The sequence below is a fragment of the Arthrobacter sp. Y3221114 genome, from assembly GCF_059092625.1.
Window position 1 is genome coordinate 97,639 of the sequence record NZ_JBNHHW010000003.1, and the last position, 26,404, is coordinate 124,042.

Annotated in this window: 26 protein-coding genes; 22 read left to right on the top strand and 4 right to left on the bottom strand. The window is 67.1% G+C overall.

What is annotated here, in order from left to right; all coding sequences use genetic code 11:
- The first annotated feature begins 2 nt into the window (after positions 1-2).
- The 4 genes from AC5RV3_RS07415 (at position 3) to AC5RV3_RS07430 (ending at position 2,384) form a co-directional block, all read left to right on the top strand.
- Positions 3-602: a GDSL-type esterase/lipase family protein gene (locus tag AC5RV3_RS07415; protein WP_493989216.1), complete on the top strand. Its 600-nt coding sequence runs from the start codon at positions 3-5 to the stop codon at positions 600-602.
- 197 nt (positions 603-799) lie between these two features.
- On the top strand, positions 800-1,624 hold the full coding sequence (locus AC5RV3_RS07420; protein ID WP_494121568.1) for a DUF4097 family beta strand repeat-containing protein: 825 nt from the start codon (positions 800-802) through the stop codon (positions 1,622-1,624).
- Positions 1,624-2,220: a PadR family transcriptional regulator gene (locus tag AC5RV3_RS07425; RefSeq protein ID WP_494121569.1), complete on the top strand. Its 597-nt coding sequence runs from the start codon at positions 1,624-1,626 to the stop codon at positions 2,218-2,220. The genes AC5RV3_RS07420 and AC5RV3_RS07425 overlap by 1 nt, the downstream gene beginning before the upstream one ends.
- Positions 2,221-2,309: 89 nt before the next feature.
- Positions 2,310-2,384 carry a 50S ribosomal protein bL37 gene (locus tag AC5RV3_RS07430; protein ID WP_369299106.1) on the top strand — a complete coding sequence of 25 codons (75 nt, stop codon included), beginning with the start codon at positions 2,310-2,312 and terminating at the stop codon, positions 2,382-2,384.
- 127 nt (positions 2,385-2,511) lie between these two features.
- Here AC5RV3_RS07430 and rsrA read toward each other — a convergent pair whose 3' ends face one another.
- Both rsrA and AC5RV3_RS07440 read right to left on the bottom strand, forming a co-directional pair.
- Positions 2,512-2,775, bottom strand: a complete 264-nt coding sequence (gene rsrA / locus AC5RV3_RS07435) for a mycothiol system anti-sigma-R factor (RefSeq protein ID WP_493989213.1) — start codon at positions 2,773-2,775, stop codon at positions 2,512-2,514.
- Positions 2,772-3,476 carry a sigma-70 family RNA polymerase sigma factor gene (locus AC5RV3_RS07440; RefSeq protein WP_494121570.1) on the bottom strand — a complete coding sequence of 235 codons (705 nt, stop codon included), beginning with the start codon at positions 3,474-3,476 and terminating at the stop codon, positions 2,772-2,774. The genes rsrA and AC5RV3_RS07440 overlap by 4 nt, the downstream gene beginning before the upstream one ends.
- A gap of 328 nt (positions 3,477-3,804) precedes the next feature.
- On the opposite strand from AC5RV3_RS07440, the gene AC5RV3_RS07445 reads away from it, so the two are divergent.
- The 12 genes from AC5RV3_RS07445 (at position 3,805) to AC5RV3_RS07500 (ending at position 14,037) form a co-directional block, all read left to right on the top strand.
- On the top strand, positions 3,805-4,386 hold the full coding sequence (locus AC5RV3_RS07445; protein WP_493989211.1) for a DoxX family protein: 582 nt from the start codon (positions 3,805-3,807) through the stop codon (positions 4,384-4,386).
- 5 nt (positions 4,387-4,391) lie between these two features.
- Positions 4,392-5,717: a 3-phosphoshikimate 1-carboxyvinyltransferase gene (gene aroA / locus AC5RV3_RS07450; protein ID WP_494121571.1), complete on the top strand. Its 1,326-nt coding sequence runs from the start codon at positions 4,392-4,394 to the stop codon at positions 5,715-5,717.
- Between the two features lie 2 nt (positions 5,718-5,719).
- Positions 5,720-6,823 carry a ribosome small subunit-dependent GTPase A gene (rsgA, locus tag AC5RV3_RS07455; RefSeq protein ID WP_494121572.1) on the top strand — a complete coding sequence of 368 codons (1,104 nt, stop codon included), beginning with the start codon at positions 5,720-5,722 and terminating at the stop codon, positions 6,821-6,823.
- 67 nt (positions 6,824-6,890) lie between these two features.
- The gene (hisN, locus tag AC5RV3_RS07460) at positions 6,891-7,775 is read left to right on the top strand and encodes a histidinol-phosphatase (RefSeq protein WP_494121573.1); all 885 of its coding nucleotides are present in this window, start codon (positions 6,891-6,893) and stop codon (positions 7,773-7,775) included.
- Positions 7,776-7,800: 25 nt separating this feature from the next.
- The gene (locus AC5RV3_RS07465) at positions 7,801-8,559 is read left to right on the top strand and encodes a class I SAM-dependent methyltransferase (RefSeq protein ID WP_494121574.1); all 759 of its coding nucleotides are present in this window, start codon (positions 7,801-7,803) and stop codon (positions 8,557-8,559) included.
- Between the two features lie 64 nt (positions 8,560-8,623).
- On the top strand, positions 8,624-9,535 hold the full coding sequence (locus AC5RV3_RS07470; protein WP_494121575.1) for a metal ABC transporter substrate-binding protein: 912 nt from the start codon (positions 8,624-8,626) through the stop codon (positions 9,533-9,535).
- A complete protein-coding gene (locus tag AC5RV3_RS07475; protein ID WP_494121576.1) occupies positions 9,532-10,311 on the top strand; it encodes a metal ABC transporter ATP-binding protein in 780 nt (259 codons plus the stop codon). Before AC5RV3_RS07470 ends, AC5RV3_RS07475 begins: the two co-directional genes overlap by 4 nt.
- Positions 10,298-11,191: a metal ABC transporter permease gene (locus AC5RV3_RS07480; RefSeq protein ID WP_494121577.1), complete on the top strand. Its 894-nt coding sequence runs from the start codon at positions 10,298-10,300 to the stop codon at positions 11,189-11,191. Before AC5RV3_RS07475 ends, AC5RV3_RS07480 begins: the two co-directional genes overlap by 14 nt.
- Positions 11,192-11,231: 40 nt before the next feature.
- Positions 11,232-11,957: a metal-dependent transcriptional regulator gene (locus AC5RV3_RS07485; RefSeq protein WP_494121578.1), complete on the top strand. Its 726-nt coding sequence runs from the start codon at positions 11,232-11,234 to the stop codon at positions 11,955-11,957.
- Complete coding sequence (locus AC5RV3_RS07490) at positions 11,954-12,412, top strand: fluoride efflux transporter FluC (RefSeq protein ID WP_494121579.1); 459 nt, start codon at positions 11,954-11,956, stop codon at positions 12,410-12,412. The genes AC5RV3_RS07485 and AC5RV3_RS07490 overlap by 4 nt, the downstream gene beginning before the upstream one ends.
- Positions 12,409-12,813 carry a fluoride efflux transporter FluC gene (locus AC5RV3_RS07495; RefSeq protein WP_494121580.1) on the top strand — a complete coding sequence of 135 codons (405 nt, stop codon included), beginning with the start codon at positions 12,409-12,411 and terminating at the stop codon, positions 12,811-12,813. Before AC5RV3_RS07490 ends, AC5RV3_RS07495 begins: the two co-directional genes overlap by 4 nt.
- Positions 12,814-12,936: 123 nt before the next feature.
- A complete protein-coding gene (locus AC5RV3_RS07500) occupies positions 12,937-14,037 on the top strand; it encodes a carboxylate-amine ligase (RefSeq protein WP_494121581.1) in 1,101 nt (366 codons plus the stop codon).
- A 50-nt stretch (positions 14,038-14,087) separates the two neighbouring features.
- On the opposite strand, the gene AC5RV3_RS07505 is transcribed toward AC5RV3_RS07500, so the two are convergent.
- On the bottom strand, positions 14,088-14,795 hold the full coding sequence (locus AC5RV3_RS07505) for an AfsR/SARP family transcriptional regulator (protein ID WP_494121582.1): 708 nt from the start codon (positions 14,793-14,795) through the stop codon (positions 14,088-14,090).
- Positions 14,796-15,240: 445 nt separating this feature from the next.
- Here AC5RV3_RS07505 and AC5RV3_RS07510 point away from each other — a divergent pair, with 445 nt between their 5' ends.
- Together AC5RV3_RS07510 and AC5RV3_RS07515 are read left to right on the top strand one after the other, a co-directional pair.
- On the top strand, positions 15,241-19,371 hold the full coding sequence (locus AC5RV3_RS07510; RefSeq protein ID WP_494121583.1) for a Pls/PosA family non-ribosomal peptide synthetase: 4,131 nt from the start codon (positions 15,241-15,243) through the stop codon (positions 19,369-19,371).
- 99 nt (positions 19,372-19,470) lie between these two features.
- Positions 19,471-19,842, top strand: a complete 372-nt coding sequence (locus tag AC5RV3_RS07515; RefSeq protein ID WP_494113734.1) for a hypothetical protein — start codon at positions 19,471-19,473, stop codon at positions 19,840-19,842.
- Positions 19,843-19,991: 149 nt separating this feature from the next.
- Here the strand turns inward: AC5RV3_RS07515 and AC5RV3_RS07520 are convergent, their stop codons facing one another.
- Positions 19,992-20,636, bottom strand: coding sequence for a hypothetical protein (locus AC5RV3_RS07520; RefSeq protein WP_494121584.1), 645 nt, complete (start codon positions 20,634-20,636; stop codon positions 19,992-19,994).
- Positions 20,637-20,928: 292 nt separating this feature from the next.
- On the opposite strand from AC5RV3_RS07520, the gene AC5RV3_RS07525 reads away from it, so the two are divergent.
- The 4 genes from AC5RV3_RS07525 to AC5RV3_RS07540 all read left to right on the top strand — a co-directional run bounded on the left by AC5RV3_RS07525 (position 20,929) and on the right by AC5RV3_RS07540 (position 26,383).
- Complete coding sequence (locus tag AC5RV3_RS07525) at positions 20,929-23,418, top strand: S8 family serine peptidase (RefSeq protein WP_494121585.1); 2,490 nt, start codon at positions 20,929-20,931, stop codon at positions 23,416-23,418.
- Positions 23,419-23,777: 359 nt separating this feature from the next.
- On the top strand, positions 23,778-24,500 hold the full coding sequence (locus tag AC5RV3_RS07530; RefSeq protein WP_494121586.1) for a response regulator: 723 nt from the start codon (positions 23,778-23,780) through the stop codon (positions 24,498-24,500).
- Positions 24,497-25,633 (top strand): sensor histidine kinase, encoded by a 1,137-nt coding sequence (locus tag AC5RV3_RS07535; protein ID WP_494121587.1) that lies wholly within the window; start codon positions 24,497-24,499, stop codon positions 25,631-25,633. Before AC5RV3_RS07530 ends, AC5RV3_RS07535 begins: the two co-directional genes overlap by 4 nt.
- A 534-nt stretch (positions 25,634-26,167) precedes the next feature.
- Complete coding sequence (locus tag AC5RV3_RS07540; protein WP_494121588.1) at positions 26,168-26,383, top strand: hypothetical protein; 216 nt, start codon at positions 26,168-26,170, stop codon at positions 26,381-26,383.
- Positions 26,384-26,404: the final 21 nt, after the last annotated feature.

A 26,404-nucleotide genomic window follows, 5' to 3' on the forward strand; every position in this document is an offset into this window, starting at 1 on the left:
CCGTGGAGCAACGCAGAATCAGGATCGCCGCCGTGGGTGATCAACTGCTGGCCGGTGTGGGCGACCCGCGCGCCCTCGGCTGGCTCGGCCGCACCTTGGCCCGGACCAACCCGGATCCAGCCACCCTGGAGTCCTTCGTGCTGGCCTCGCCCAACGAAGGAACCGAGGAACTGGCCGGCCGCTGGCTGCAGGAAGCAGGGCGGCGTTTCGATGACGGCTTCGAAAACCGGCTCGTCATTGGACTGTCCGGCCGCGATCTCGAGCTCGGACTGTCCACAGCCCGCAGCCGGCTCAACCTGGCGAACATCCTCGACGGCGCGGCGCAGCTGAGCGTCAAGGTTTTCGTCGTGGGTCCGCCGCCGGGACTGGACCCCGACCGCAACATCCAGCTGGCCGAGCTGTCGACCGCCTTCGGGGATGTCACCACGCGGCGCAAGCACGTCTTCGTCGACACCTTCACGCCGTTGCTGAACCACGAGCAGTGGCGCACCGACCTGGCCAGCAACGGCGGAGGCCCCGGCCAAGCGGGCTACGGGCTGCTGGCCTGGCTGGTCCTGCACCGCGGGTGGTACCCCTGGCTGGACCTGCCCGAACCTTTCTAACGGCCCGCAAAGGCACGCGCGTGCCGCACAGGGCTGAAACACCGCGACGGCGGGACCGGAGGATGCTCCGGTCCCGCCCTTGCAGTTAAGGACGTGCGTGCTCCCCCCTTGCGGGCACGACGGTCGCGATATATCGTGTTCTGCATCACAAGATATATCGCGTTTGGAGCGGTGTATCGTCGCAGGCAGGACGGGCCATGAACGATACCTGGAGCATCGACAGTCCCCGGACGATCGATGTCGACAATGTCCGCTCCCTGAGAGCATCCATCGTCAAGGGGCGGCTGGACATCATCGTCCATGACGAGCCGACGGTCCGCGTGGAGGTCTCCGAGGTCACCGGGACACCCCTGGAAATGACCCTGCGCAACGGCACCCTGGACATCAGCCACGGCAAGGCCGGCGACGGGCCGCTGGGTTTCCTCGCCCGGCACGTCAACCTGGTGCTTCCCGGAGCCCGGGACGAAGCGGTCATCAGTATCGGCATTCCCCGGGACCTGCTCGTCAAGGCCGCCACTGTCAGTGGCGACGGCCTGGTGTGCGGTGCGGCGGCCGGGGCGGATGTCAGCACGGTCTCCGGGTCCATGATGGCGGACGACACCGCCGGAATGCTCACCGTCAATACGGTCAGCGGGGACATCATCGTCCGCCGGCACAGCGGGAATCTCGTGGCCAAGAGCGTCTCCGGCGAAATCACCGCTTCCGGCTTCCTGGACCACGTCCGGGCCAGCACGGTCAGCGGGGACCTGGGTTTTGATTTGCACGGCGCCCCGGAGGACCTGGCCGTCAATTCCGTCTCCGGCGACGTCACGGTCCGCGTCCCGGACGAATGCGGCGTGGAAGTGGCTGCTTCTTCGGCCACCGGCAGCATCACGGTGAACGACCAGAAGTTTTTCGGCCTTTCCGAGAAGGTCAAGACCCGGATAGGACCCGAAGGCCGCGGGCTCACCATCCGGTCCACCACGGTTTCGGGCACCTTGGCGGTCTTCCACCGGGACAGTGCCGGAAGCCAGGTCGGCTGATGGCTCCGGTCTTCGCCCACGGCGCCTTGCGGCTCTATCTGCTCGCGCTGGTGGCGGAAGGCGACAAGCATGGGTACGACATCATCCGCGCCCTGAGCGACCGGTTCGGGGGCACCTACTCCCCCAGCGCGGGCACCGTCTATCCCAGGCTGGCCAAACTCGAGGACGAAGGGCTGGTCGCCACCTCGTCCGATGGGCGGCGCACGGTATACAGCATCACCGATGCCGGGCGGGCCGAACTGGCGGCCCGCCGGGAAGAACTGGCCGGCGTCGAAGCCGACATCTCCGCTTCGGTGCGGCGCCTGGCGGACGAGCTGCGGGAGGAACTGCGCAGTTCGATGAAGGGACTGCGGGCCGACCTCGCCGCCTCGGCGGAGGCCGCCCGCGCCAACGCCAGGAAGTCCCCGCGCGCAGCCGAGGCCGCCGGACAGCGCACGGTCAAGGAACTGGAACACCTGCTCAACGACTTCCGCGACGACGTGAGGGTGCACCTGCGCCGGCGCACGGCGGCCGGCACCGTGGACGAAGTCGCCGTGCAGACCATCAGGACAGTGCTGGAGCAGGCCAGGGCCTCCATCACCGCGGCCCTGCGCTGACCGGTCCGGGCCCTCCTCCGGTTAGGAGGTGGGGCGGGCATATGACAGACTGGTGCGCAGTTCTTTTTCATCCAGCAAAGGAGGCAGCCATGAGCAAGCGAGCACGCAAGCGCCGTGACCGTAAGCGCGGCGGCGCAAACCACGGCAAGCGCCCCAACACCTAAGCAGCCGGACAACAGCCCGCGCGGCTGAAGCTGCTGAACGAAGAACCCCCGCGCCCGATTGGGCCGCGGGGGTTCTTTCGTTGTGCCCGGCTCGTTCCCTGCAGGATGAGCGCCGCCGGCAGGCCCGTTACACGGTGTCGGCTTCCCTGATGTGGCTGATCCTGTCCAGGATCCGTTCCTTCAGCGTCTGTGGCGCGTGCTCCTGGCAGGAGCGCTTCACCACCGAGCGGATCAGGCACTCCAGGTTGTGTTCCTCGGCGCATTCGGGACAGCTGTCCAGATGCGCCTTGATTTCCGCTAGGTCATCGCGGGAGAGTGCGCCGTCGACGTACTCGTAGATCCGCTGCATCCGGTCGTCTTCGCAGTCGCCCAGTCCGTGGCAGTCGCTCATTTACCGTTCTCCTGTTGTGTCCCCACCGCCGCCGCGGCGTTTTTCTTGTCCTTGGTGTCTGACATGCCACGTTCGTGCGCATAATCTGCGAGCAGTTCGCGCAGCAACTTGCGTCCCCGGTGCAGGCGGGACATCACGGTGCCAATGGGGGTGTTCATGATTTCCGATATTTCCTTGTACGCGAAGCCCTCCACGTCCGAAAAGTAGACGGCCAGCCGGAATTCCTCCGGGATCGCCTGGAGGGCGTTCTTCACGTCCGAGTCCGGCAGGTGGTCCAGTGCCTCCGCTTCCGCCGACCGGAGCCCGGAGGACGTGTGCGCTGCGGCCTGGAACATCTGCCAGTCCTCTACCTGGTCCGTGTTGGACTGTTGCGGCTCGCGCTGCCGCTTCCGGTAGAGGTTGATGTACGTATTGGTCAGGATCCGGTACAGCCAGGCCTTCAGATTGGTGCCCGGCTTGTACTGGTGGAAGGCCGAAAACGCCTTGGTGTAGGCCTCCTGCACCAAGTCCTCGGCGTCGCTGGGATTGCGTGCCATCCGCATCGCTGCCGAATAGAGCTGGTCCACATACTGCATGGCGTCGCGTTCGAACCGGGCACGGCGCTGGTCGGCGGTTTCCGTCTGGACGTCGACCTCGTCCGGCTCCCCCGTTGTGGCGGGGATAACGCGGTCCTGGGTGGCGTCCGAATTCTCAGTCGTCATTGGCTCCCAGTCTACGCTGAGCCGCACAGACGCCGGGGCGGACGCTGCGCCCGCAACCGGACCTGCAGGGCCCCGTTCGGCAAGCGCTGTAGCCACAGGATCTCCCTCCGTTCCGACACCTTGTCGGCCGGAGACAATGCACCGGCCTTCCTCCCATGGCTAACCGCCGATGCCCCGCAACTATTCCCCGCCGACCCCGACAAACGCCCCCGCAAGGTGTGCGGTGGCAACAAAAGTGCCAGACTAGTGTCCAGTGCCACCTTCCCGGGGCCCGGCTCCGGGAAAGGCGCAGATCCTTCGACGCACGCTGACAGCCAGGAGGCTTCCAATGTCAATCGTCCGCCTTGCCGCCCGCCCGCTGCTGGCCACAAGCTTTGTAGCCACCGGCATAGACCGTCTGCGCCACACCGACGAAACGGCGGTGTCCCTGCGGCCGCTGGTCCAGCAGACGGAATCCGTCCTTCCCGCGGCTGGCGCCCTGGCCGGGCAGGAGAAGCTGATGGCCCGCGCTATCGGCGCGGCCCAGGTGGGAGCAGGTGTGCTCTTGGGCATGGGCAAGTTCTCGCGGCTCGCGGCTGCCGTACTGGCCGGCACCACGGCCCTCAATACCGTGGTGGATTACCGCGCCGCCGATTCCGCAACGCCGGAAGCCAGGCGCACCCGCCGCAACCACCTGTTAAAGAATCTGTCCTTGATCGGGGCGGTCCTGCTCGCCGCTGTGGATACCAATGGCCGGCCCGGCCTGGTGTGGCGGGCCGAGCATCTTGCCGCTGACGCCCGGCGCAACGTCCGCTCCATCGGCAAAGACGCCCGCCGCAATGCCGGTTCGATCGGCCATGACGCACGGAAGCAGCTGAAGAAGGCCGAGCGCGCGGTGCGCGAAGCCACGACGGACGTGGTGGCATCCTGAACGTAATGCCCCACACTGCCAACCACTGGCCCGCCCCCTTCGCGGAGCGGCCGATCGATGCAACAGTAGAGGTTCCGGCCTCCAAGTCCCTCACCAACCGTTACCTGGTGCTCGCCGCGCTGGCCGACGGCCCCTCCCGGCTACGCTCCCCGCTGCACTCGCGGGACACCGTTCTGATGGTGGAGGCGCTGCGGTCCTTGGGAGCCGGCATCACCGAGACCGAGGGCGACGGCAGGTTCGGCCCGGATCTGTTGGTGGACCCGATCGACCCGTCGCGTCCGCTGGGCGCTGCCGCCATCGACTGCGGGCTGGCTGGCACGGTCATGCGGTTCGTGCCGCCGCTGGCCGCGCTGTGCAGCGGAGCAGTGGAGTTCGACGGCGACCCGGCTGCGCGGCGCCGGCCCATGTCCCCCACCATCGATGCACTGCGCCAGCTGGGCGTGGCGGTGGATGATGGCGGACACGGCAGCCTGCCGTTCCGCATCACCGGCAGCGGTGAAGTGGCCGGAGGCCACCTGGCGATCGATGCCAGCGCCTCCTCGCAATTCGTCTCCGCCCTCCTGCTGGTCGGTCCCCGTTTCCGCGACGGACTGCACCTCGAGCACACCGGCGACCGCGTGCCCAGCCTGGACCACATCTCGATGACGGTCCAGCTGCTGCGGGACCTGGGTGTTGGCGTCGACGACTCCACCCCCAACCACTGGGTGGTCTCCCCGGGCCCGATCCGTGCCTTCGACACCCGGATCGAGCAGGATCTTTCCAACGCCGGCCCGTTCCTGGCCGCGGCCCTGGCCACGCGCGGCCGGGTCAGGATCCCCAACTGGCCCACTGCCACCACCCAAGTCGGCGACGCCTGGCGGGACATCCTGCCGCGGCTCGGCGCCACCGTCACGCTGGAGGGCGGCACCTTGACCGTCACCGGCGGCGCGTCGATCACCGCCGCCGACCTCGCCGACACCAGCGAGCTGGCGCCGACCGCGGCAGCGCTGTGTGCGTTGGCCGACGGCGAGTCCCGCCTGAGCGGCATTGCCCACCTGCGTGGCCATGAGACGGACCGTTTGGCCGCCTTGGTGGCGGAAATCAACCGGCTGGGCGGTGACGCCGAGGAGACGGACGACGGTTTGCTGATCCGGCCAAGGCCGCTGCACGGCGGCCTGTTCCACTCCTACGAGGACCACCGCATGGCTACCGCGGGCGCGATCCTCGGCCTGGCCGTGCGCGGCGTGGAGGTCGAGGACATCGAAACCACGGCGAAGACCATGCCCGAATTCCCGCAGCTGTGGCAGGACATGTTCACCGTTGCTCCGGCCGCCTCGGCCACCGAGGGCTGACGGTGTCGCGCAGTACCGGCAGCTGGGACGAATCGGATGTGCGCATCCGCCCGAACAAGCGCGGCTCCCGTCCGCGTACCAAGGACCGCCCGGCCCACGAGGATGCAGAGCTCGGGCGGATTGTTACCGTTGACCGCGGCCGGTACACCGCCGTCGTCGATGAAGACACTCCCCGCGAGCGCATCGTCGTCGCCGCCCGAGCCCGCGAGCTGCGCCGCACCCCGGTGGTCACCGGAGACTTCGTGGCCCTGGTCGGCGATGTTTCCGGCGAACCCGACAGCCTCGCCCGGCTGGTCCGGGTGGAGGAACGGCGCACCCTGCTGCGCCGCAGCGCTGACGACACCGACCCGGTTGAACGCGCGGTGGTGGCCAATGCCGACCAACTGGTCATCGTGGTGGCCGCGGCGAACCCCGAACCCCGCACCGGGTTCATCGACCGGGCGCTGGTGGCCGCGTACGACGCCGGGATCCGCCCGCTGTTGTGCGTCACCAAGGCTGACCTAAAGGATCCCGCCGAGCTGCTGTCCAATTACGAGCACCTGGAGCTGCCGGTCATCGTCAGCCGCACCGCGGCCGCCGACGCCCTCGGCGTGGACACCGCCTCCGACGAGGGCCTGTCGGCGCGGCTCGATACCGAGGCCGTGGCCCAGCTGCGCGGTTATCTCGATGGCAAGGTCACCGTCACCCTCGGCCACTCGGGCGTCGGCAAGTCCACCATGGTCAACGCGCTCACCGGAGCCCAGCGCGCCACCGGCGGAGTCAACGCTGTCACCGGGCGCGGCAGGCACACGTCGTCGTCGGCCCTGGCACTGAAGGTCCAGGACTCGCCGGCCGGCACCTGGATCATCGACACCCCGGGCATCCGTTCCTTCGGGCTTGCCTACGTGGACCCCGACCGGATCCTGTCCGCCTTCCCGGACCTGGAGCCGGGCACCGCCGACTGTCCGCGCGGCTGCAAACACGACGCGGCCGCCATCGGCTGCGGGCTGGGCCCCTACGTCGCGGACGGCGGGGCCGGCGACGCGGGTGCGGCGAGGCTCGCGTCGCTGCGCCGCCTGCTGGGGGCCGAAGAGCGCCCCGAGGCCAAGGAACTCGGCACCGTCTGAGGCCTCCTGCCCGGCTGGAGGCTCCGCCTCCCGCGTCCGCACTTCACTTACCGATAGGTTGAAACCTATGACCCACGCTTCGCAAAGCTACAACGACGATCTGCGCCTGGCCCACGTGATGGCCGACTCCGTGGATGCGCAGACCATGGCCCGCTTCAAGGCCCTCGACCTGAAGGTGGAGACCAAACCGGACCTGACTCCGGTCACGGACGCCGACCGTGCAGCCGAAGAAGCAATCCGCGGGCAGCTCTCCCGCTCCCGGCCGCGCGACGCCGTGCTCGGCGAAGAATTCGGCAGCAGCGGCCACGGCGCCCGCCGCTGGATCATCGACCCGATTGACGGCACCAAGAACTTTGTCCGGGGCGTGCCGGTCTGGGCCACCCTGATCGCGTTGGTGGACGAGGGGCAGCCGGTCGTCGGCCTGGTCAGCGCGCCGGCGCTGGGCAAGCGCTGGTGGGCCGCCAAGGGAACCGGCGCCTACACGGGACGCTCGCTGGCCACCGCGACCCGGCTCCAGGTTTCCGCCGTGGACCGGCTGGAGGACGCGTCGCTGTCCTACTCCAGCCTGGGCGGCTGGAAGGAACGCGGGAACCTGGACCACTTCCTTGGCCTGACCGAATCCGTCTGGCGCACCCGCGCTTTCGGCGATTTCTGGTCCTACTGCCTGGTGGCCGAAGGCGCCGTGGACATCGCCTGCGAACCGGAACTGAACCTCTACGACATGGCCGCCCTGGTGCCGATCGTGACCGAAGCCGGCGGGCGGTTCAGCTCGCTGGAGGGCGAAGACGGTCCGTTCGGCGGCAACGCGCTGGCCACCAACGGCCTGCTCCATGCGGAGGCCCTGCACCGCCTGAACCCCGAACTGCGCGGACAGCGTCCCGCCGGGTCGGCCTCGGCGGCCTACGACGACGAAGCTGCCGGCAGCGTCGAAGCGGCCGGCGAGGGCCGGTAGCGCCCCGCCGCACGAGGAGCACCACGTGGCACACAGCGGCCCCCGCATGGACGATGAGCAGCGGCGCGCCTACGCCGGCACCTTCCAGCAGGGCGGCGAACACTACGACCGCATCCGCCCCGGCTACCCCGACGACGCCGTCGACTGGCTGCTGCCGGCCGGCGCCCGGGACGCCGCCGACGTTGGAGCCGGCACCGGAAAGTACACGGCCGCCCTGACCGCCCGCGGTCTGCGGGTGGTCGCGGTGGATCCCTCGGCGGACATGCTGGCGCAGCTGGAGCGCAACCTTCCGGGCGTGACCACCGTGGTGGGGACCGCCGAGGATACCGGCCTCCCCGACGCCGTCGTGGACGTGGTCACCGTGGCCCAGGCCTGGCACTGGATCGATCCGCTGCGGGCGAGCACGGAAGCCGCCCGCATCCTCAGGCCCGGCGGGACCTTGGGATTGGTGTGGAACCAGTTGGATACCGGTGTGCCGTGGGTGCACCGCCTCTCCCGCATCATGCATGCCGGCGACGTGCTCAAACCCGATTTCCGCCCCCGCGTCGGCCGGGAGTTCGGCGCGCTGGAAGGGCATGAAACCCGGTGGCGGGACCCGCTCAGCACCGGCGACGTGATGGAGCTGGTCAAGACCCGCAGCTACTACCTGCGCGCAAACGAGGCCACCCGGGCGAAAGTCCTGGGCAACCTCGACTGGTACCTCCACGACCACCTGGGCCACTCCCCCGGGGCCCTGATCGACCTGCCCTACCTGACGCACAGCTGGCGGGCCAGAAAAACCTGATCCGGTCCCGGGCATTTCCCCTCCGGCGCTTGTTTTGAGGCTGTCCGTCCTGCAAAATTTAGGCATGCCGAAACTTTGCGCGAGGGGGATCCTGCTGGCCGTTGCATTCGTGCTGGCGGCGACCGGCTGCGCTCCGCCGCCGGGGTCCGCCGCCGCGACGGCCGAGCGGCCCCTGGTGCTGACTACGTTCACCGTGCTGGCGGACATGGCCGACACGATCGGCGGCGGCCACGTGGAAGTCGCGTCCATCACCAAGGTCGGCGCGGAGATCCACGGCTACCAGCCCACGCCGTCGGACTTGGTGAGGGCCCAGGACGCGGACCTCATCCTGGACAACGGGCTGGGCCTCGAACGCTGGTTCGCACGGTTCCTGGATGCCGTGCCGGCCCCGCATGTGGTCCTCAGCGACGGCGTGGAGCCGGTGGGCATCACCGCCGGGAATTATGCCGGCAAGCCGAACCCGCACGCGTGGATGTCTCCGAAGGCAGCGAAGGTCTACGTGGACAACATCGTGGACGCCTTCAGCCGCCTGCTGCCGGCACAGGCGGCCGATTTTCGCCGCAACGGCGCGGAATACCGGCGGGAACTGGACGTCCTGATGGCCGACCTGGAGTCGGCCTTCGCCGATCCGACCGCCGTTCCTGCCCTGGTCAGCTGTGAAGGCGCGTTCTCCTATCTGGCCCGCGACGCCGGGCTGCGTGAGGCCTATCTCTGGCCGGTGAACTCCGACGCCGAGGGCACGCCGGGGCAAATCAAGGACGTGATCGGACAGGTCGCCGAACACCGGATCCCGTCGGTGTTCTGCGAATCGACCGTCAACCCGGAGTCGATGCAGCAGGTCGCCGCCGCCACCGGGGCCCGGCTCATCACGCCGCTGTATGTGGACTCCCTCTCCGGACCGGACGGCCCGGTCCCCACCCATCTGGAGCTGATCCGGCACGACATCTCCCTGATCAAGGAAGGACTGGTCCCGTGAGCACGCCCGACATCCCGGCCGGCGCCGCCGCCATTTCGGTGCTCGGCCTCACCGTGGCCTACAACGACGTCGTCGCCCTGGACCGCGTTTCCGCCACGGTGGCACGGGGAACCATCTGCGGGCTGATCGGGGTCAACGGCTCCGGCAAGTCGACGCTGTTCAAGTCGCTGATGGGGCTGGTCCACCCGGAGTCGGGCAAGGTGGAACTGTTTGGGCTGTCGCCCCGGCAGGCGAGGAAGCTGAACCTGGCCAGCTACGTGCCGCAGTCCGAAGACGTGGACTGGACTTTTCCGGTTTCGGTGCGCGACGTGGTGATGATGGGCCGTTACGGCCGGCTTGGACCCATGCGTCGCTCCCGCCGCCCCGACCGCGAGGCAGTCGACGCAGCCTTGGAACGCACCGGCCTGCGCCATCTGCAGCACCGGCAGATCGGCGAACTCTCCGGCGGCCAGCGCAAGCGCGCCTTCGTGGCCCGCGGCATAGCCCAGCACGCCGGCCTGCTGCTGCTCGACGAGCCATTCGCCGGAGTGGACAAGGCCTCCGAAGCGGTCCTGATCGCCCTGCTGAAGGAACTGCGCGACGAGGGCAGGACGATCCTGATCTCCACCCATGATCTGGCCGGCATCCCGCAACTGTGCGACGAGGCCATCCTGCTGCACCAGAAAATACTGGCGCACGGCCGGCCGGCAGACGTGCTCACCAACGAAAACCTGGCCTTGGCCTTTGGCTCCGCGCTGGCCGGCCCAGGGGAAGGATCACGCAGTGGAGTTGTTTAGCTGGCTGCTGGAACCGCTGCAGTACGGGTTCCTCACCCGCGCCCTGGTGGTCACGCTGGCAGCCTCCGTCGTGTCGGCAGTATTGTCCTGCTGGCTGATCCTGATGGGCTGGTCGCTGATGGGCGACGCGGTCTCCCACGCCGTGCTCCCCGGTGTCGCGCTGGCTTACATCGTCGGGGTGCCGTTCTCGCTCGGCGCCTTCATCTTCGGCGCGGCGGCGGTGGCGTTGATCGGCGGCGTGCGGTCCTCCACCCGCCTGAAGGGCGACACCGTGATCGGCGTGGTGTTCACCGCGTTCTTCGCGGCCGGGTTGGCCATCATCTCCAAAACGCCAAGCCAGACCGACCTGCAGCACATCCTGTTCGGCAACGTGCTGGGCGTCAGCGACGGCGAACTGCTGCAGGTGCTCATCCTCGGCGCCGTGGCGCTGTGCGTGCTGCTGTTCAAGCGCCGCGACCTCACGCTGTTCGCCTTCGACCGCATCCACGCCCACGCCATCGGGCTCAACACCCGCTGGCTGTCGGTGCTGCTGCTCGGGCTGCTGGCGCTCACCGTCGTCGTCGGACTGCAGGCGGTCGGCATCGTGCTGGTGGTGGCCATGCTGATCACCCCGGGGGCCACCGCGTTCCTCTTGACCCGGCGGTTCGATGCCATGCTGGCGATTGCCGCCTCGCTCACGGCCGCCGCCTCGGTCGCCGGCATCTACGCCAGCTACTACCTGGACGTCGCCACCGGCGCTGCGGTGGTTTTGGCCCAGGCGCTGGTCTTCCTCGTGGTCTACCTGGGCGCGCCGCGGACCGGGGTAATCTGGCAGATGGCCCGGCGCCGCGCAGGGCAGGGCTCCGCCGTGCAGTCCGGCACCGGCGCCGCCACCCAGTAGCCTGCCTTCTTGGCAGACGTTCGACGAGAGAGTGAGACGCATGCCCCCGGCCAGGAAGACCGCGCTCAGCAGCGGCTCGTCCAGCGTGCAGGACTACGTGAAGGTCATCTATGCCTTCACCGAGTGGCAGGACAAGCCCATCACGTCCTCGCAGCTGGCCGGCCGGCTCGGCGTGGCCAACTCGTCGGTCTCCGAGATGGTGCGCAAGCTGGTGGAGCTGCAGCTGGTGGACCACCGGCCGTACAGCGCCATCGAACTGACCGACGCCGGTCGCCGGCTGGCCCTGACCATGGTCCGCCGGCATCGGATCCTGGAGACCTTCCTGGTCCAGGAACTCGGCTATGCCTGGGACGAGGTCCACGATGAAGCCGAACTGCTCGAACACACCGTCTCCGATATGTTCATCGACCGGATGGCGGCCAAGCTCGGCAACCCGCAGCGCGATCCGCACGGCGACCCCATCCCGACGGCGGACGGTACCGTCCACGTGCCCAGCGCCGTGCAGCTGGAAGAGCTCGACGGCGGACACACCGGCCGAATCACACGGATCAGCGACGCCAATGCCGACCTCCTGCGCTTCTTCAGCGCCGAACGGATCGGACTCGACGACCGCGTGGAAGTCGTCGGCCGGCGCCCCTTCGGCGGTGCGTTGGTGGTCCGGTTCGGCCCCGACGGGGCGGCCCGGGAACTGGATCTGGGCGACCAGGCCGCCGCCGCCCTGTGGGTGCACGGTGATCCGCATCCCGGCTGCCGGCTCGCTTCGTGAGCACGACGCCGCGCGCGCGGCTTCGCATCGCGGCGGCGCCGTCTGCGCTGCCCGGCTGGGGCGCCTGGGCCGCCGTTGCGGTCGGCGGCTTCGCGGGCGCCGAGGCGCGCTACCTGCTGGGTATCGCCTTCCCTGAAGACGGCTCCATTCCATGGACCACGCTGGCCATCAACATTTCGGGCAGCCTGCTGCTGGGCATGCTCACGGCCCTCTGGACCGAACGCCCCGGCGCCGCGTTCTGGCTGCGGGCAGCGCTGGGGCCGGGGCTGCTGGCGTCCTTCACCACCTTCTCGGCCGTGGCGCTGGCCATCGACCGGTTGGCGGCGCAGGGCCGCCACGCCGACTGGCTGCTGTATCTGGGCCTGTCCTTGACCGCGGGCCTCGCCGCCGCCGTCGCCGGGCTGTACTGCGGCCGCAAGCTGGGCCGCCGGATTACCCGGGGGGCTGCCGCGTGACGGCGCTGCTCGTCGGGCTGTTCGGCGCCGGCGGCGCCCTGCTGCGCTTCGCCGCCGACACTTGGCTCGCCCAATTGCAGGCTGCCCGCCGGCGGCCGGAGCAGCACTGGCCCTGGGCTACCCTGCTGGTCAATGTCACCGGGTCGTTCATCCTCGGGCTCGTCGCCGGCGGGGTGGTCGGCCAGGAGCCGGCCATGCCGGACCCTTGGCGCCTGGCCCTGGCCAGTGGCCTGGCCGGCGGACTGACCACCTTCAGTTCCTTCACCGTCGCCACTGTTAAGCTGTGGGCAGAGCGCCGCGCGGGCGCCGCCGTCGTCAATCTAGCGGCGAACCTGCTGCTGGGCACCGCCGCAGCCGCGCTCGGACTCGCGGCAGCCGCCCTGACCGTGCCGCTGCCCTGAGGCCTCCGAACGCCCCGCCGGACGGCTATCCGGCGGGGCCCGGGCGGTCCCGGCCGTGAGCATAACCGCCTGCGGATCGGTTAGGCTCGGCTTGTCTGAGCGTCGGCAGAAGAAAGGTGCCCCATGGCAACTCTGGGAATTGAGGAAGAATACCTGCTGCTGGATCCGGCCACCGGTTTACCCGCCCCGGTGGCGGACGCGGTCGCCGAAAACCTGGAGGGCTCACTGCAAGTAGCCAGGGATGACATCCAGCGGGAGCTGCTCACTTGCCAGATCGAAACTGCCACCGCAGTCTGCGCCACGCTCACCGAGGCCGAGGAGTCGCTGCTCAACTTCCGCCGCGAACTGGATGCCGCCGCCCGGAAGGCCGGGGTGCGGGCGGCGGCCACCGGCACGGCACCACGGATCCAGGACGACTATCCGGAGGTCACGGACAAGCAGCGCTACCACCAGCTCAAGGCCAGTGCGAAGGGCATTGTGGCCGACCAGTTCGTCAATGGCCAACACGTGCACGTGTCCGTCCCCGACAAGGAAGCCGGGGTGCAGGCCCTGAACCGGATCAGGCCGTGGCTGCCGGCGGTGGTGGCGCTGGGTGCCAACTCGCCCTACTGGCTGGACCGCGACAGCGGGTTCGGCAGCTGGCGGATCGTCCATTACCGCCGCTGGCCGATCCAGGGCTGCGCGCCGGTCTTCCGCGACGCGGCCGACTACGAGCGCCGGATCCAGCGCCTGGTCGACTCCGGCGTGGTCATCGACCGGGGCGTCATCACGTGGCTGGCACGGCTGTCCGACCGCTACCCCACCCTGGAGGTCCGTGCCGCCGACGTGCAGCTCGAGGCCCAGGACTCCGTGCTGATCGCTGCGGTAGTCCGGGGACTGATATCCACTGTGCTGACCGACGAAGCGTCCGCGCGGTCCTTTTTGCAGCCCGAGCCGGAGCTTCTGGATGCTGCCGTCTGGCAGGCGGGACGCCAAGGCCTGTCCGACCGGTTGGTGGATCCGGAGTCCGGCGTGCTGCTGCCGGCACGGGATGTGGTGGGCATGCTGCTGCGCTACATTCGGCCGGCACTCGAGGAGGAAGGCGACTCGGCCTGGGTTGATGCCAGCATCGAACGGCTCTTCGCCACGGGAACCGGCGCCGACCGGCAGCGCAGGGCCATGGAATCCGGCGGGCTGCCGGCGCTGATGGACCTGTATGCCTCATCCCTGACCGCCGAGCCTTAGTCCGCGGCGCTGGCGGGCTGCCCGGTTTGGTGCGCTGCACGCGGCAGCGGCTACGTGAGCAGGGGTGCCATGAGCTTCATGATCTGGGCCGAAGGCTCCACCCCGAATTCCTTCCAGAGCCGGGACTTGAAGACCTCGAACGCCTGCAGCGCCTGCGCATAATTGCCGTCGGCGATGTGCGTCTCCAGCAACAGCCGCTGCGCGCTTTCGCGCAGCGGCTCGATGGCGATGGCCAATCTCGCGGCGTCCGTCGCCTGGTCGGTCTCGCCGCGTTCGAGATACTGGCTGGCGAGGCGTTCCAGGGCCGTCAGCCTCAACTGCCTCCACCGTTCCTGCTCGGCCGTGACCCAGTCCTCGTACCACCCGGGCAGCAGTTCGGCCGTGCGCAGCAGGTCGAGCATGGCCGGCCGAAGGCGGAGCCCGCGGTCCCCGTCGAGGGCGGCGAGTCGCCGGCGAACTTCGTGAACGTCCACTGCCACGTCCGGAGCCAGTGCCAGCGGATCCCTGCGCTCCGCCAGCAGTCCAGGCAACTGGTGCGAAATCGTCCAGATCGTCTCCCGCAGGCTACCCGTTGCCTGCCTCTCCGAGCTGTCCGGCCAGAGCAGCCCGGCCAGGAAAGCGCGCGGCTCGCTGCCGTAAAGGGCCAGGACGGCAATCAGGCGCTGCTGTCGGATAGTTACCCTGACGGGAAGCTTTCCATGGCGAATCTGCCACCCTCCCAGTAATTGGACTTCCCACATGGGCTCTGTTGCATTCATTTTCGTGCCCCCCAAGGGCATTGTGGCCCCCAAGCCACTGCCGAACGTCTCCCCGATTCTAGGTTCCCACCGCGAACCGCCTTGTCAACGCAGCTAAAGGATGCATCCGGAAGGGACCTGATCCCGGTGACAGAGAGCCCGGCCGCTGACGGGCTCCGGCGTTCGGATGGCAGCTGCTGCCTAGCCGGTTCTTCAAGATCCTGGCCGGTGCCGGGCCTTGGCCGATGGCAGTTAGTCCAATAACGCCTGCGTAACACCGGACATCGTCCAATGTCGTCTAGAGGCCCGTCATCGGCGAATTGATCGACACTACTGCCAGGCCCCTGCCGGTACCTGAGGCGAGGAGGACTGCCATGGCGACATATTCGGACTTACTCGAGTCCACCGCCTGCGCGATCGTGTTCGAGGCTGTCCGGCAACCGGGCAAGCGGCAGCAGGAAGCGGCATGAGCGCTCCTGCAGACCGCAGTGCCCGGCATCGGCAGACAGACCACACCCCGAAACGCCCCGGCCCCGCCGCGGCCGCCAGCACCATCCTCACCGGCGCCCCCGGCAACGGCGCGGCACGTTGGCACGACGGGGACAGGCTCGAACGGCTCTTCGAGAACCGCTGCGACGAGCTGCGGCGCGACGGCGAGGGGGGACGGCTCGCCGTCGACAGCGCCGGGCAGTCGCTGACCTACAATCAGCTCGACGCCCGGGCGAACCAGCTTGCGCGGTACCTGATCTCGCGCGGCGCGCGGCCGGGCGACCGGATCGCGCTGCTCTTTGACCAGCCAATCCGGTCCTACACGGCCATCCTGGGAGTTCTGAAGGCCGGTGCCGCATTTGTTCCCCTCGACGCCGGATACCCCTCCGAGCGTCTCGCGTACATTGTCGAGGATGCGGGCGTGAATTTTGTCCTGTCGCTCTCCCACCTGCGTGACCGGATGCCCGAAACGGCTGCGACCATCCTCTGCCTCGACGAGGATGAACCGCTGGTGGCCACGCAGGATCCCTCGCGCTTGTCCCGGGGAGAACAGGCGGGGCCCGCGGGCGATCTGGCCTACATCATCTACACCTCCGGCTCGACCGGCCGCCCCAAGGGTGTGGCCATCGACCATCCCAGCATCTGCAACTTCGTGCTCGTGGCAGCCGAAGTGTACGGCTACCAGCCGACGGACCGCGTCTACCAAGGCATGACGATCGCCTTCGACTTCTCGGTGGAGGAGACCTGGGTCCCGTGGATGGTCGGTGCAACGCTGGTGCCCAAACCCGGCGGCGTCAGCCTTCTTGGCATGGAACTGGGCCAGTTCCTGCGGGACCAGCGGGTGACCGCCATGTGCTGCGTTCCAACGCTGCTGGCCACCCTCGACGAGGAACTGCCCGACCTGCGGTTCCTACTGGTTTCCGGCGAGGCCTGTCCGCGTGACCTCATCACCCGATGGCATCGTCCGGGCCGCAGGTTCCTGAACGTCTATGGTCCAACGGAGGCAACCGTCACCGCGACTTGGGATGTGGTCCATCCGGACAAACCGGTGACCCTCGGCAGTCCGCTGCCGACGTACTCGGCGGTGATCCTTGATCCGGATGAGCCGCGCGCCTTGCCCCCGGGGGAACTGGGCGAAATCGGGATCGCCGGGATCGGGCTGGCCCGTGGGTATGTCAACCGTGAGGACCTGACCGAGCGGGTTTTTATCGAGGACTTCCTCGGCATCGACAACAATCCCTCAGGCCGGATCTACCGCTCGGGGGACCTGGGGCGGTTCAGCGAGAGCAGAACCATCGAGTACCACGGCCGGATCGATACCCAGGTCAAAATCCGCGGTTACCGCATCGAACTTGCTGAAATTGAGTCCGTCCTGCTGCAGGTGCCGGGAATCGCCCAAGCAGTAGTGAGCACCTACGAGCCAACCCCCGGACTCGTGGAACTGGTTGCCTACTACACGCTGCGCCAGGACACCGCGGAAGTCGACGAGGCCAGCATCGCCGAAAAACTGAGCGAGACGCTGCCCGGCTACATGGTCCCGGCCTACCTCGAACAATGCGCTGAAATACCCGTCATGCCCAGCGGCAAGGCCGACCGGAAGAAGCTGCCGCTCCCCAGCAAACCACGGCTCACCGGCGGTACTCACGACTACAGCGCACCAGGTACCGAGGCAGAGGAAATACTGGCCGGCTGCCTCGCGGGGGTCCTGGGCGTGGAGAAAGTCTCCGCCACGGCCCACTTTTTCAACGACCTGGGAGCGAATTCGCTGCTCATGGCCAGCTTTTCGGCGGCCGTCCGGCGCAGGGCCGCGCTGCCGCCGGTGGCCATGCAGGATATCTACCAGCATCCGACTATCCGCCAGCTTGCCGTCGTCCTCGCCACGGCACAGGCTGCCGCCGAACTGTCAGGATCCGGGGCGGACGAGACGGAGCCGGTCCTGCGGCCCGCGCCGAGCACGCGCCGGCACATCTTGTGCGGCGTAGTGCAGCTGATGTTCTTCCTCGGCTACACGACCTACGCTGCCTCTTTGCTCGTCATGTCCTTCGTTTGGGTTTCCGAAGGAACCACCTTGATCGATATGTGGCTGCGATCCGTCGGATTCGGCGCCGCCATGTTCTTCGTACTGTCCATCACCCCGATCGTCCTGAAGTGGATTCTCATTGGCCGCTGGAAGCGTCAGGACATTCCTCTCTGGAGCTGGACCTACGTCCGGTTCTGGGTCGTCAAGACACTCAACCGGAGCAATCCGCTCGTCTTGTTCGTCGGCTCGCCTCTATACGTGCTCTATCTTCGGGCGCTGGGGGCCAGAATCGGCAAGGGCGTTGCCATTTTCTCCCGCATGGTGCCGGTGTGCACCGACCTCGTGACCATCGGCGACGGCACGGTCATTCATAAAAATTCATTCTTCCTCGCCTACCGCGCCCGCAGCGGCGTCATCGAGACGGGCACGGTAACGCTGGGCCGCGATGTCCTTGTGTCGCAAAAGACGACGCTGGACATCGACACGTCCATGGGCGACGGCGCTCAACTGGGCCATGCATCCTCGCTGCAGACGGGCCAGGCGATACCGGACGGTCAGCGCTGGCACGGCTCGCCTGCAGTACCTACGGAAACGAACTACCGCAGGGTCCCGCCCGTACGCTGCAGCACGCGCCGAAGGGTCATTTTCACCCTGCTGCAGCTTGTCAACCGGTTAGTCCTGGTCATGCCGGTCGTACTCGTCGCCTTGTCAGCGCTGCTGCCGCCGTATTTGGATAGCGAACACCTGAAAATGGACAACGCGTCCTTCTACGTCGATACCCTGCTCATCACCCTTACCTTGTTCCTTGCCTCCTTCGTCGGCGGTCTCATCGCGGTCCTTACTATCCCCCGGCTCCTGAACCTCGCCCTCAAGCCGGACAGGGTCTACCCGCTGTACGGCGTGCATTTCACGCTCCAGCGGATGGTTGCCGGGATGACGAACGCCAAGCTGTACAAGGATGTTTTCGGCGACAGTTCGTACATCGTGCACTTCCTGAAGGCGCTGGGCTACGACCTTGGCAAGAAGGTGGAGCAGACAGGCTCGAACTTCGGCCCCGAGGTGTCTCACGATTCGCCCTACCTGAATACCATCGGCTACGGGACCATGGTTTCCGACGGCCTGAACATGATGAACGCCGATTATTCCAGCACCTCGTTCCAGTTGTCTCGTGTCAGGATCGCGGGCCGCAACTTCCTGGGAAACGACCTCACCTTCCCCATCGAGGCCCGGGTGGGAGAGAACGTTTTGTTGGCGACGAAGGTGATGATTCCGATCGACGGCCCGGTCCGGGAAAATACCGGCTTGCTGGGATCGCCGCCGTTCGAGATTCCGCGGTCCGTTCAGCGGGACAGCCGGTTCGATGAACTGAAGATTGAAGAGGCGAAAAACCGGCGCCTGCCGGCCAAGAACCGGCACAATATCGCTTCCATGGGAATCTTCCTCGGTGTGCGCTGGTTCGTGTTCTTCTCCGGAACACTGATCGCAGCAGCATCCGCAACAATCTACGATGATTTCGGCGCGTTGGCGGTCGCCGTCGGAACATTGGGCTTCGTTATCTACCTTGTCCTGCTCACCGTGCTCGTCGAGCGCTTGGTGATGGGCTTCCGGAGGCTGAAACCGCAGTACTGTTCGATCTACGACCCGTACTTCTGGCACCACGAACGTCTGTGGAAGATGCTCGCCACCCCGCCCTTTAACGGCACGCCCTTCAAATCGATTGTCTGGAGGATGCTCGGCGTCAAGGTTGGCAAGCGTCTCTACGATGCCGGCTGCAACATCCCGGAGAAGACACTTGTCTCAATCGGCGACGACTGCGCCTTAAACGAAGGCACAGCCCTTCAAGGCCACTCGATGGAAGACGGTACGTTCAAGTCGGACTACATCACGGTGGGAAACCGGTGTTCCTTTGGCGTCGAATCCTTCGTCAATTACGGCGCCGTGGTGGGCGATGGCGTCTCACTCGAGGCCGACTCGTTGCTCATGAAAGGAGAAGACGTGCCGGAGAACGCCATATATGCCGGCAACCCGGCCCGCGACTCGACGGACACCGCCAGGCACAGGCGGTTGACGGGCGCGGCCCAAGGGTGATGAAGCTGCACGGGGATGGCCGGTGCGGCGCAGAGCGGCCGGCGCCGGATCACGGCACGAAGTTGCTGCAGCTGGCCTCCCGGTCCATGGTGGTAGGTGATGATTACCAGACGCGAAGCAGCCCAGTTCCTCGATATTCCACCGGAGATGGCGAAACGCCACGGCATCCCGTCGCGCATATCCGAGGAGGAACTCGCCGCGATGGACGCGAACCCACCGGCTTGGCTGGCCCAGTCGCGCGCCAACCGCACCGGCAAGCGGCCTGTCTGGACAGCGCTGCAGTGCACCATATGCGGCCTTACCGAGTCTGCCCGGCCGAAGAAATGGTGGCCGGAATTCACCTATGTCTACTGTCGGCACCATGATCCCGGGGATCTCCCCGGGGCGCCGGCAGGATGGGTCCGCAGCGAGTATGACGGCATCGGCACCAGGTTCATCGGGATCGTCGACGTGGCACCTCCCGGCGACTGACCCCTGGCGGCGGGCCATCGGCTGGCCGCCCGGTTAACGAAGTAAGCTTTTCGCCACCAACCGGCGGCGAACCCGACCGGCCTCCTGCCTGCACGCAAAGGGCGGCCTCCCCGAAGGAAGGCCGCCCCGGATGGCGGAGCTGGGCGGGATTACTCGGTCTCGTCGATGCCCTTCTCGGCGGCCTTGGCCGCCTTCCACACGGCCTTTCCTTCAGCCTTGGCTGTCTTCCAGTCGGCCTTTCCTTCAGCCTTGACGGCCTTCCAGTCCGCGCTTCCCTCCGCCTTTGCGGACTTCCACGCGGCGTCAGCCTCGGTCTTTGCCGACTTCCACGCGGCGTCGGTCCCGGCCTTGACGGCCTTCCAGGCGTGGGTCGGTTCCTCAACCGGAGCCGGGGCCGGTTCTTCCACTACCGGCTCTTCAACAGGTGCCGGTGCAGGCTCTTCCTCCACCGGAGCCGATTCCTCAACCGGAAGTTCCTCTACCGGGTCTTCCCCGGGCACAGGCTCGACGGGCTCTTCACCCTCGTCCGGGACCGGGGCGTCGTCCTCGACCGGTGCCGGGGCAGCCGGCTCCTCAGCGGGGGTTTCCTCCGCGGGACCGTCCTCGACGACCGGTTCAGCTTCCTCGACCGGGGCCGGGGCCGGCACGATGGTTACGTCCTCGGCCGTGATGGCCACGAACGAATCCCGTGTTTCGTGAGCAGAAGCGGCTCCTGCGCCTCCGGCAGTCACCACGCCTGCCACGAAAACTCCAGCGGCCAACTGCCGGGCCTTGGTCTTAGCAAACGATGACATGTGTTGCTCCATTCGTTGGGGATGTTGCAACTTAATCGTTACGTCGTGAGCGGAGGGGCTTGCAAGCGAAAGCGGCGAATTTCCACCGATCAGCCTCCAAACCGGAGTGGGGTCTTTACAGGCTGGCGGGAGGCCGTCAGACTCCGCCACGACCGGGTGGCGACCAATTCGAGCCCTTGGCAGGGGGCTGTGCACCGCAGGATAATCGTTACACTGAACCTCGTGGGCGCAACGTCGCATCCCGTCTGTCCTGCACCAGCTTCCCGGGACCCAGCCCGTAAGGATGACACCCATGCCTTCGCCCCTGCCCCGCCGCCTCCTCGCCGGACTGGCCTCGTTCACCGCCGCCGCGGTCCTCGGTGGAACGCTCTTCGCCCTTCCGGCCTCGGCCACCGATGAACCGGGACTGCCCGGTTCCCCGTCCGAGTACCTGGGTCCGCGCGACATGCCAACCGACCGGTTCATCGTGAAGTTCAGGGACAAGGCCGCGAGCAGCTCCGCTGGCCGCGGAAAGGCCTACGGGCGTACGGCCAAGGAACTGGGCGTCAGTGTAAAGGAACTGCGCGCCACGGCCACCGGGGCCCGGGTCATCACCACCGGCAAGGCCCTCAACGACACCGAGTCCAGGGAACTGGTCGCCGGGCTCGAAGCGGACCCGGCCGTCGAATTCGCCGAACCGGATCAGCGCATGCAACCGGTGGCAGCGGCCCCGAACGACGAGCACTACGGCCGGCAGTGGGACTTCTTCGAGGACAAGGCCGGGATGCGCGTGCCGGGAGCCTGGGACGTCAGCCGCGGGGATGGTGTCGCCGTCGCCGTCATCGACACCGGCATCACCGAGCACAGCGACCTCAACCCGAATATCTTGCCCGGCTATGACATGATCTCCTACCCGGCCTCCGCCCGTGACGGCGACGGTCGGGACCCGGACCCCCGGGATGAAGGCGACTGGTACGGCCCCGGTGACTGCGGGTACAACGACTCCTCCGACTCCTCCTGGCACGGCACCCACGTCGCCGGCACCATCGCCGCCACCGCCGGCAACGGTCAGGGCGTGGCCGGCGTCGCGCCCGACGCGAAGATTCTCCCGGTCCGCGCCCTTGGAGCCTGCGGCGGTTACATGTCCGACATCGCCGACGCCGTTATCTGGTCGGCAGGTGGTGAAGTCCCCGGCGTCCCGCTCAATGCCAACCCGGCCCGCGTCATCAACCTCTCGCTCGGCGGCTCCGGGCTGTGCTCCGCCACCTTCCAGTCAGCGGTGAACTATGCCGTAAATGCCGGCTCGGCCGTCGTCGTGGCAGCCGGCAATGAGAACCAGGATGCCTCCCAGTCGAGCCCGGCGAACTGCAAGAACGTCATCGCGGTCGCTGCCAGCGGGCGCGAAGGCAACCGTGCCCCGTATTCGAACTTCGGATCCATGATCGACGTGACCGCCCCCGGCGGCGACAGGAGCACCGGAGCGGGCCACCGCATCTATTCCACGCACAACCAGGGCACGACCACCCCGGGCACCGAGGGCTACTCCTACCTCCAGGGCACCTCCATGGCCGCACCGCACGTCGCCGGCGTGGCCGCCCTGATCCTTGCCGCACGACCGGCTTGGACGCCGGCGCAGATCGAAGACCAGCTCAAAAAAAAGTCCCGGCCACTTCCCGGTACGTGTGCCGATGGATGTGGAGCCGGGCTTGTCGACGCCACCTCGTCACTCGACTTCAGTCCGTACCCCTACGGTCTCCCGAAAATCTCGGGAGTCATGCGCGTCGGCAGCGTCCTGTACGGCACCGATGGAGACTGGGGGCCGGAACCGGTCAACGTCGCCTACCAGTGGTACCGCAGCGGAAACCCTGTCCCGGAGGCCACCGGCCGCACGTACACCCTGACCGGTGCCGACGCCGGGCATACTTTTACCCTGAAGGTCCACGTGACCAAGGACGGCTACGCCGACGGCAGCAACACCTCCGAGTCGACGCCCAAGATCGCCCCGGGATTGCTGGCCAGCTCCGAGCCGGCGATCAGCGGAACCCGCAAGGTCGGCTACGCCTTGGCCGCAGTCCCGGGCAACTGGACTGCCGGCACAACCTTTGCGTACCAGTGGTTCCGGTCCGGTGCGGAAATCAGTGGGGCCACCGCCGGCCGGTACATCCTGACCGCGGCCGACGCCGGGAAATACCTGACCGTCCGCGTCACCGGCACCGCCCCGGGCTACACACCGGTCGCCACGACCTCCGACCCCAGCGGGACCATCTACGGCACCCTCGCCGGGGCCACCCCCACGGTCGCCGGCACGAAGAAGGTCGGCCACACGCTGACTGCCAGCGCCGGAACATGGACCTCGGGCACCACGTTGAAGTACCAGTGGTACCGCGGCACGACGGCGATCTCGCGGGCGACGGGCCGCACCTATGTGCTCACCGGCTCCGACGCCGGGAAGCAGATCTCCGTCCGGGTGACCGGATACAAGAGCGGCTACACCAGCCTGAACCGTTACTCGGCCAAGCCGTCCGCGATTGCCAAGGGCACCCTGCGCACGTCCGCACCGGTCATCAAGGGCACGCTGCGGCCAGGCTACACGCTGACCGCGTATCCGGGCACCTGGACGGCGGGCACCACCCTTAAGTACCAGTGGTACCGCTCCGGCACGGCCATCCGCGGCGCCACGGGCAAGACCTACCGGCTCACCGCCACGGACCGGTGGGACACGATCAAGGTGCGGGTCACCGGATCCAAGACCGGGTACAACACGGCCAACAGGTACTCGCTCTCCACCGCACGCCTGCGCTAGCGCGAGACGGCCCAGGCCAGGAAGCATGTACCAGCCACCGGCGGAACAAATCCGTCTCCGGATTTCCCAGGCCGGGCCGGTTTATCCCGTGCTTACCTACTCAGGCGGGCTTCGCCGTCGTCGGCAACTGCCGGTCCGCGGGCTAAGAAAAGCCCCGGGAAACCGGACTAAATCAGTGTAGGTAATGGGCTCAGTCGCGTATCAGTCAATGTCGGAAATCGTTCACCGCCACGTCGGTTTCGGTCACTGCTGTCTTGGTCCTCGATTCTCCAGCACAATGGTCGTACACGCGGAGCGGCAACGATGCGGTTCTTGCGCCTGAGCAGCTATTGGGCCTGCTGCACGCTAAGGAGTCTTTTATGTCTGTAGTTCGAGCAGGCCGCGTACTGGTGGTCGATGATGAGGTCACTTTGGCCCGCGTGGTGGAAAAGTACCTGCGCAAGTTCGGGCTGGAGGTGACGGTGTGCCATGACGGGGCGAAGGCGGTGGAGGCGGTTCGGGCTTTCGCACCGGATGTTCTGGTACTGGATTTGGGACTGCCGGGGCTGGACGGTATCGAGGTCTGCCGACGGGTGCGTATGTTCTCCGACTGCCACGTATTGATGCTCACGGCCCGGGATGATGAGGTGGATAAGGTCATGGGGCTGTCGGTGGGGGCCGATGACTATATGACAAAACCGTTTAGCCAGCGTGAACTACTGGCCCGGGTGCAGGCGAGGTTGCGCCGGATGCACCAACTCGACTCGGCACCCAGAGCCGAGCCAACGTCGGTCGATCGGACCATAACGATCGGGAATCTTGTGGTGGACCGTGCCGCACGCCAGGTCCACGTGGACGGGGAACCGGTACCGTTCACTCGGATCGAGTTCGATCTGCTTACCACCTTGGTGGAGCATCCCGGGCAGGTGCTCAGCCGTCGGCAGCTGGTCGACATGATCTGGAACGCAGAGTGGAACGGGGACGAGCACCTCGTGGACGTCCACATCGGGCGGATCCGCAAGAAGCTCAGCGATCCCGCCGCCGCCCCCCGGTTCATCCATACGGCCCGCGGGGTTGGGTACCGGATGGGAGATGGACTATGACGAGGGCACCAACGCCTACTGTGACCTCCTGGCAACCGCTGACGCTGAGGTTGATGCTGGCGCAGGCCTTGGTGCTGCTGGTGGGGTTGGTCCTTACGCTGCTGACGGTCCTGTGGTTCGGCCCGTCGATGTTCTCCCATGAGCTGGCGGTGTCCGGCCATGCCCGGGAGGCGGCGCGTGTCGGTGAGGAAATCCTGCAGGGCGCCTTCCGCAAGGTCAGCCTCAGTGCCGTGATTGTCGGGGGGCTTCCGGCCCTTTTTATCGCTGTATGGCTCAGCGTCTACCTGTATCGGACGATAGGCCGATCACTGACGGCGTTCAGCTCTGCCGCCGAGCAGGTGGCCTCGGGCGACTACCAGGTCCAGCTCACATCGCCAGGATTGGGCCCGGAGTTCGATACCCTGGCGTCCTCTTTCAGTGACATGGCCGCCCGGCTTTCGGCGGTGGACACCACGCGGCGCCAGATGCTGGCCGATCTGGCTCATGAGATGCGCACCCCGCTCGCCAGCATCAAGGCCCATCTGGAGGCGATCGAAGACGGGGTGCTGGAGATGGATGAGGAGACTACCCGCATCCTGTACTCACAAACTGGCCGGCTCGAACGATTGGCCGGGGACATCCGGCTGCTGGCCCAGGCCGAAGAAGGTCTCGTCCATCTCCAATTGGTTCCGCAGTATCCGGCGGAGGTGGTCGCCGAGGCAGTCGCCTCGGTACAGCAGGAAGCCGCGGCTAAGGACATCACGCTCAGCATCACTACGTCCGGACCGGACACAGGGCCAGTGCTTATGGACCGGGAGCGGATCGGCCAGGTGCTGGGTAACTTGCTGGTTAATGCACTGCGCCATACCCCTGCTAGAGGGAGGATTACGGTGCACACCGACTACGCCCGGGACGCGGTAACGATCGCCGTGACGGACACCGGGGACGGGATTCCGCCTGAGCATCTGCCCCATGTCTTCGACCGGTTCTATCGAGCCCGTGCCGGGAGGGAATCCGGTCCCGGATCGGGCCTGGGTCTGTCGATCAGCAGGGCACTGGTGGAGGCCCATGGCGGGAGACTTCAGGCCAACAGCGCAGGCGTGGGCCGTGGAGCGCGCTTCGAGTTGCTCTTGCCCCGCTCCGTGCGTTCCTGAGCTAGCACAACCTCCTCCACGATCCGGCTCCCAAGGGCCGAGGCCCATGGGGCTCCTCGGCGTCCGGAGAAGAAGCTCAGCACCTAGATGGACGCGTAGTGCTCGGCCATCACGTCACGTGAGCGAGGCCGCTATCAGCTTTGTCTGGCGCCCCTCGTCACGGACGTATGCGCCACCGAGTGACCGTGAACACCGCCTTGAAGCGGGATCATGGCCGGCTCTTCGCGCCTGTCCGCAGGACATCAGCGTGACCAGCAGACTGGCAGTTTTTCATGGCTGCTTACATCGCGGTCCTCCTTGAGAGAATTGTGAGAATCACGCAACGCCAGCGCAGAGTGCCTTTGCCATCCTGATAAGGCGGGTCCCGTTCAGGACCTGTCGGCCTCGTCCTCTCGGATTGGTGCCGGTCGCACCTACAAGGGATGCGTGAACGTGATGGCGACGGTGAACGGAAAATCCCAGCCTGGGGCACGAGTCCAGTTCCTTAACTCGTCGTGGAGTACTGGATGTATGCGAGCCGATCGGCCGCAGAGCATGTCCACTATCGCAATCGTCGGTGCCGGAGAAAGACTCGCTGCCGCCGACTCCCGCACCCAGGGCAACGTCGGCGACCTTGCCGTCGGTCTGCACCCGGCGGGCGTCAACGCTGCGCGCGCCGAGATCGAGGGATTCCTGCGCCGGGACATCGACGACGCCACTGCCCAATCTGCGGCCTTAATCTCCCCCCATCCTGACGGGTGGGCCGCCTGATGGCCGCGTTCACTATCGCCT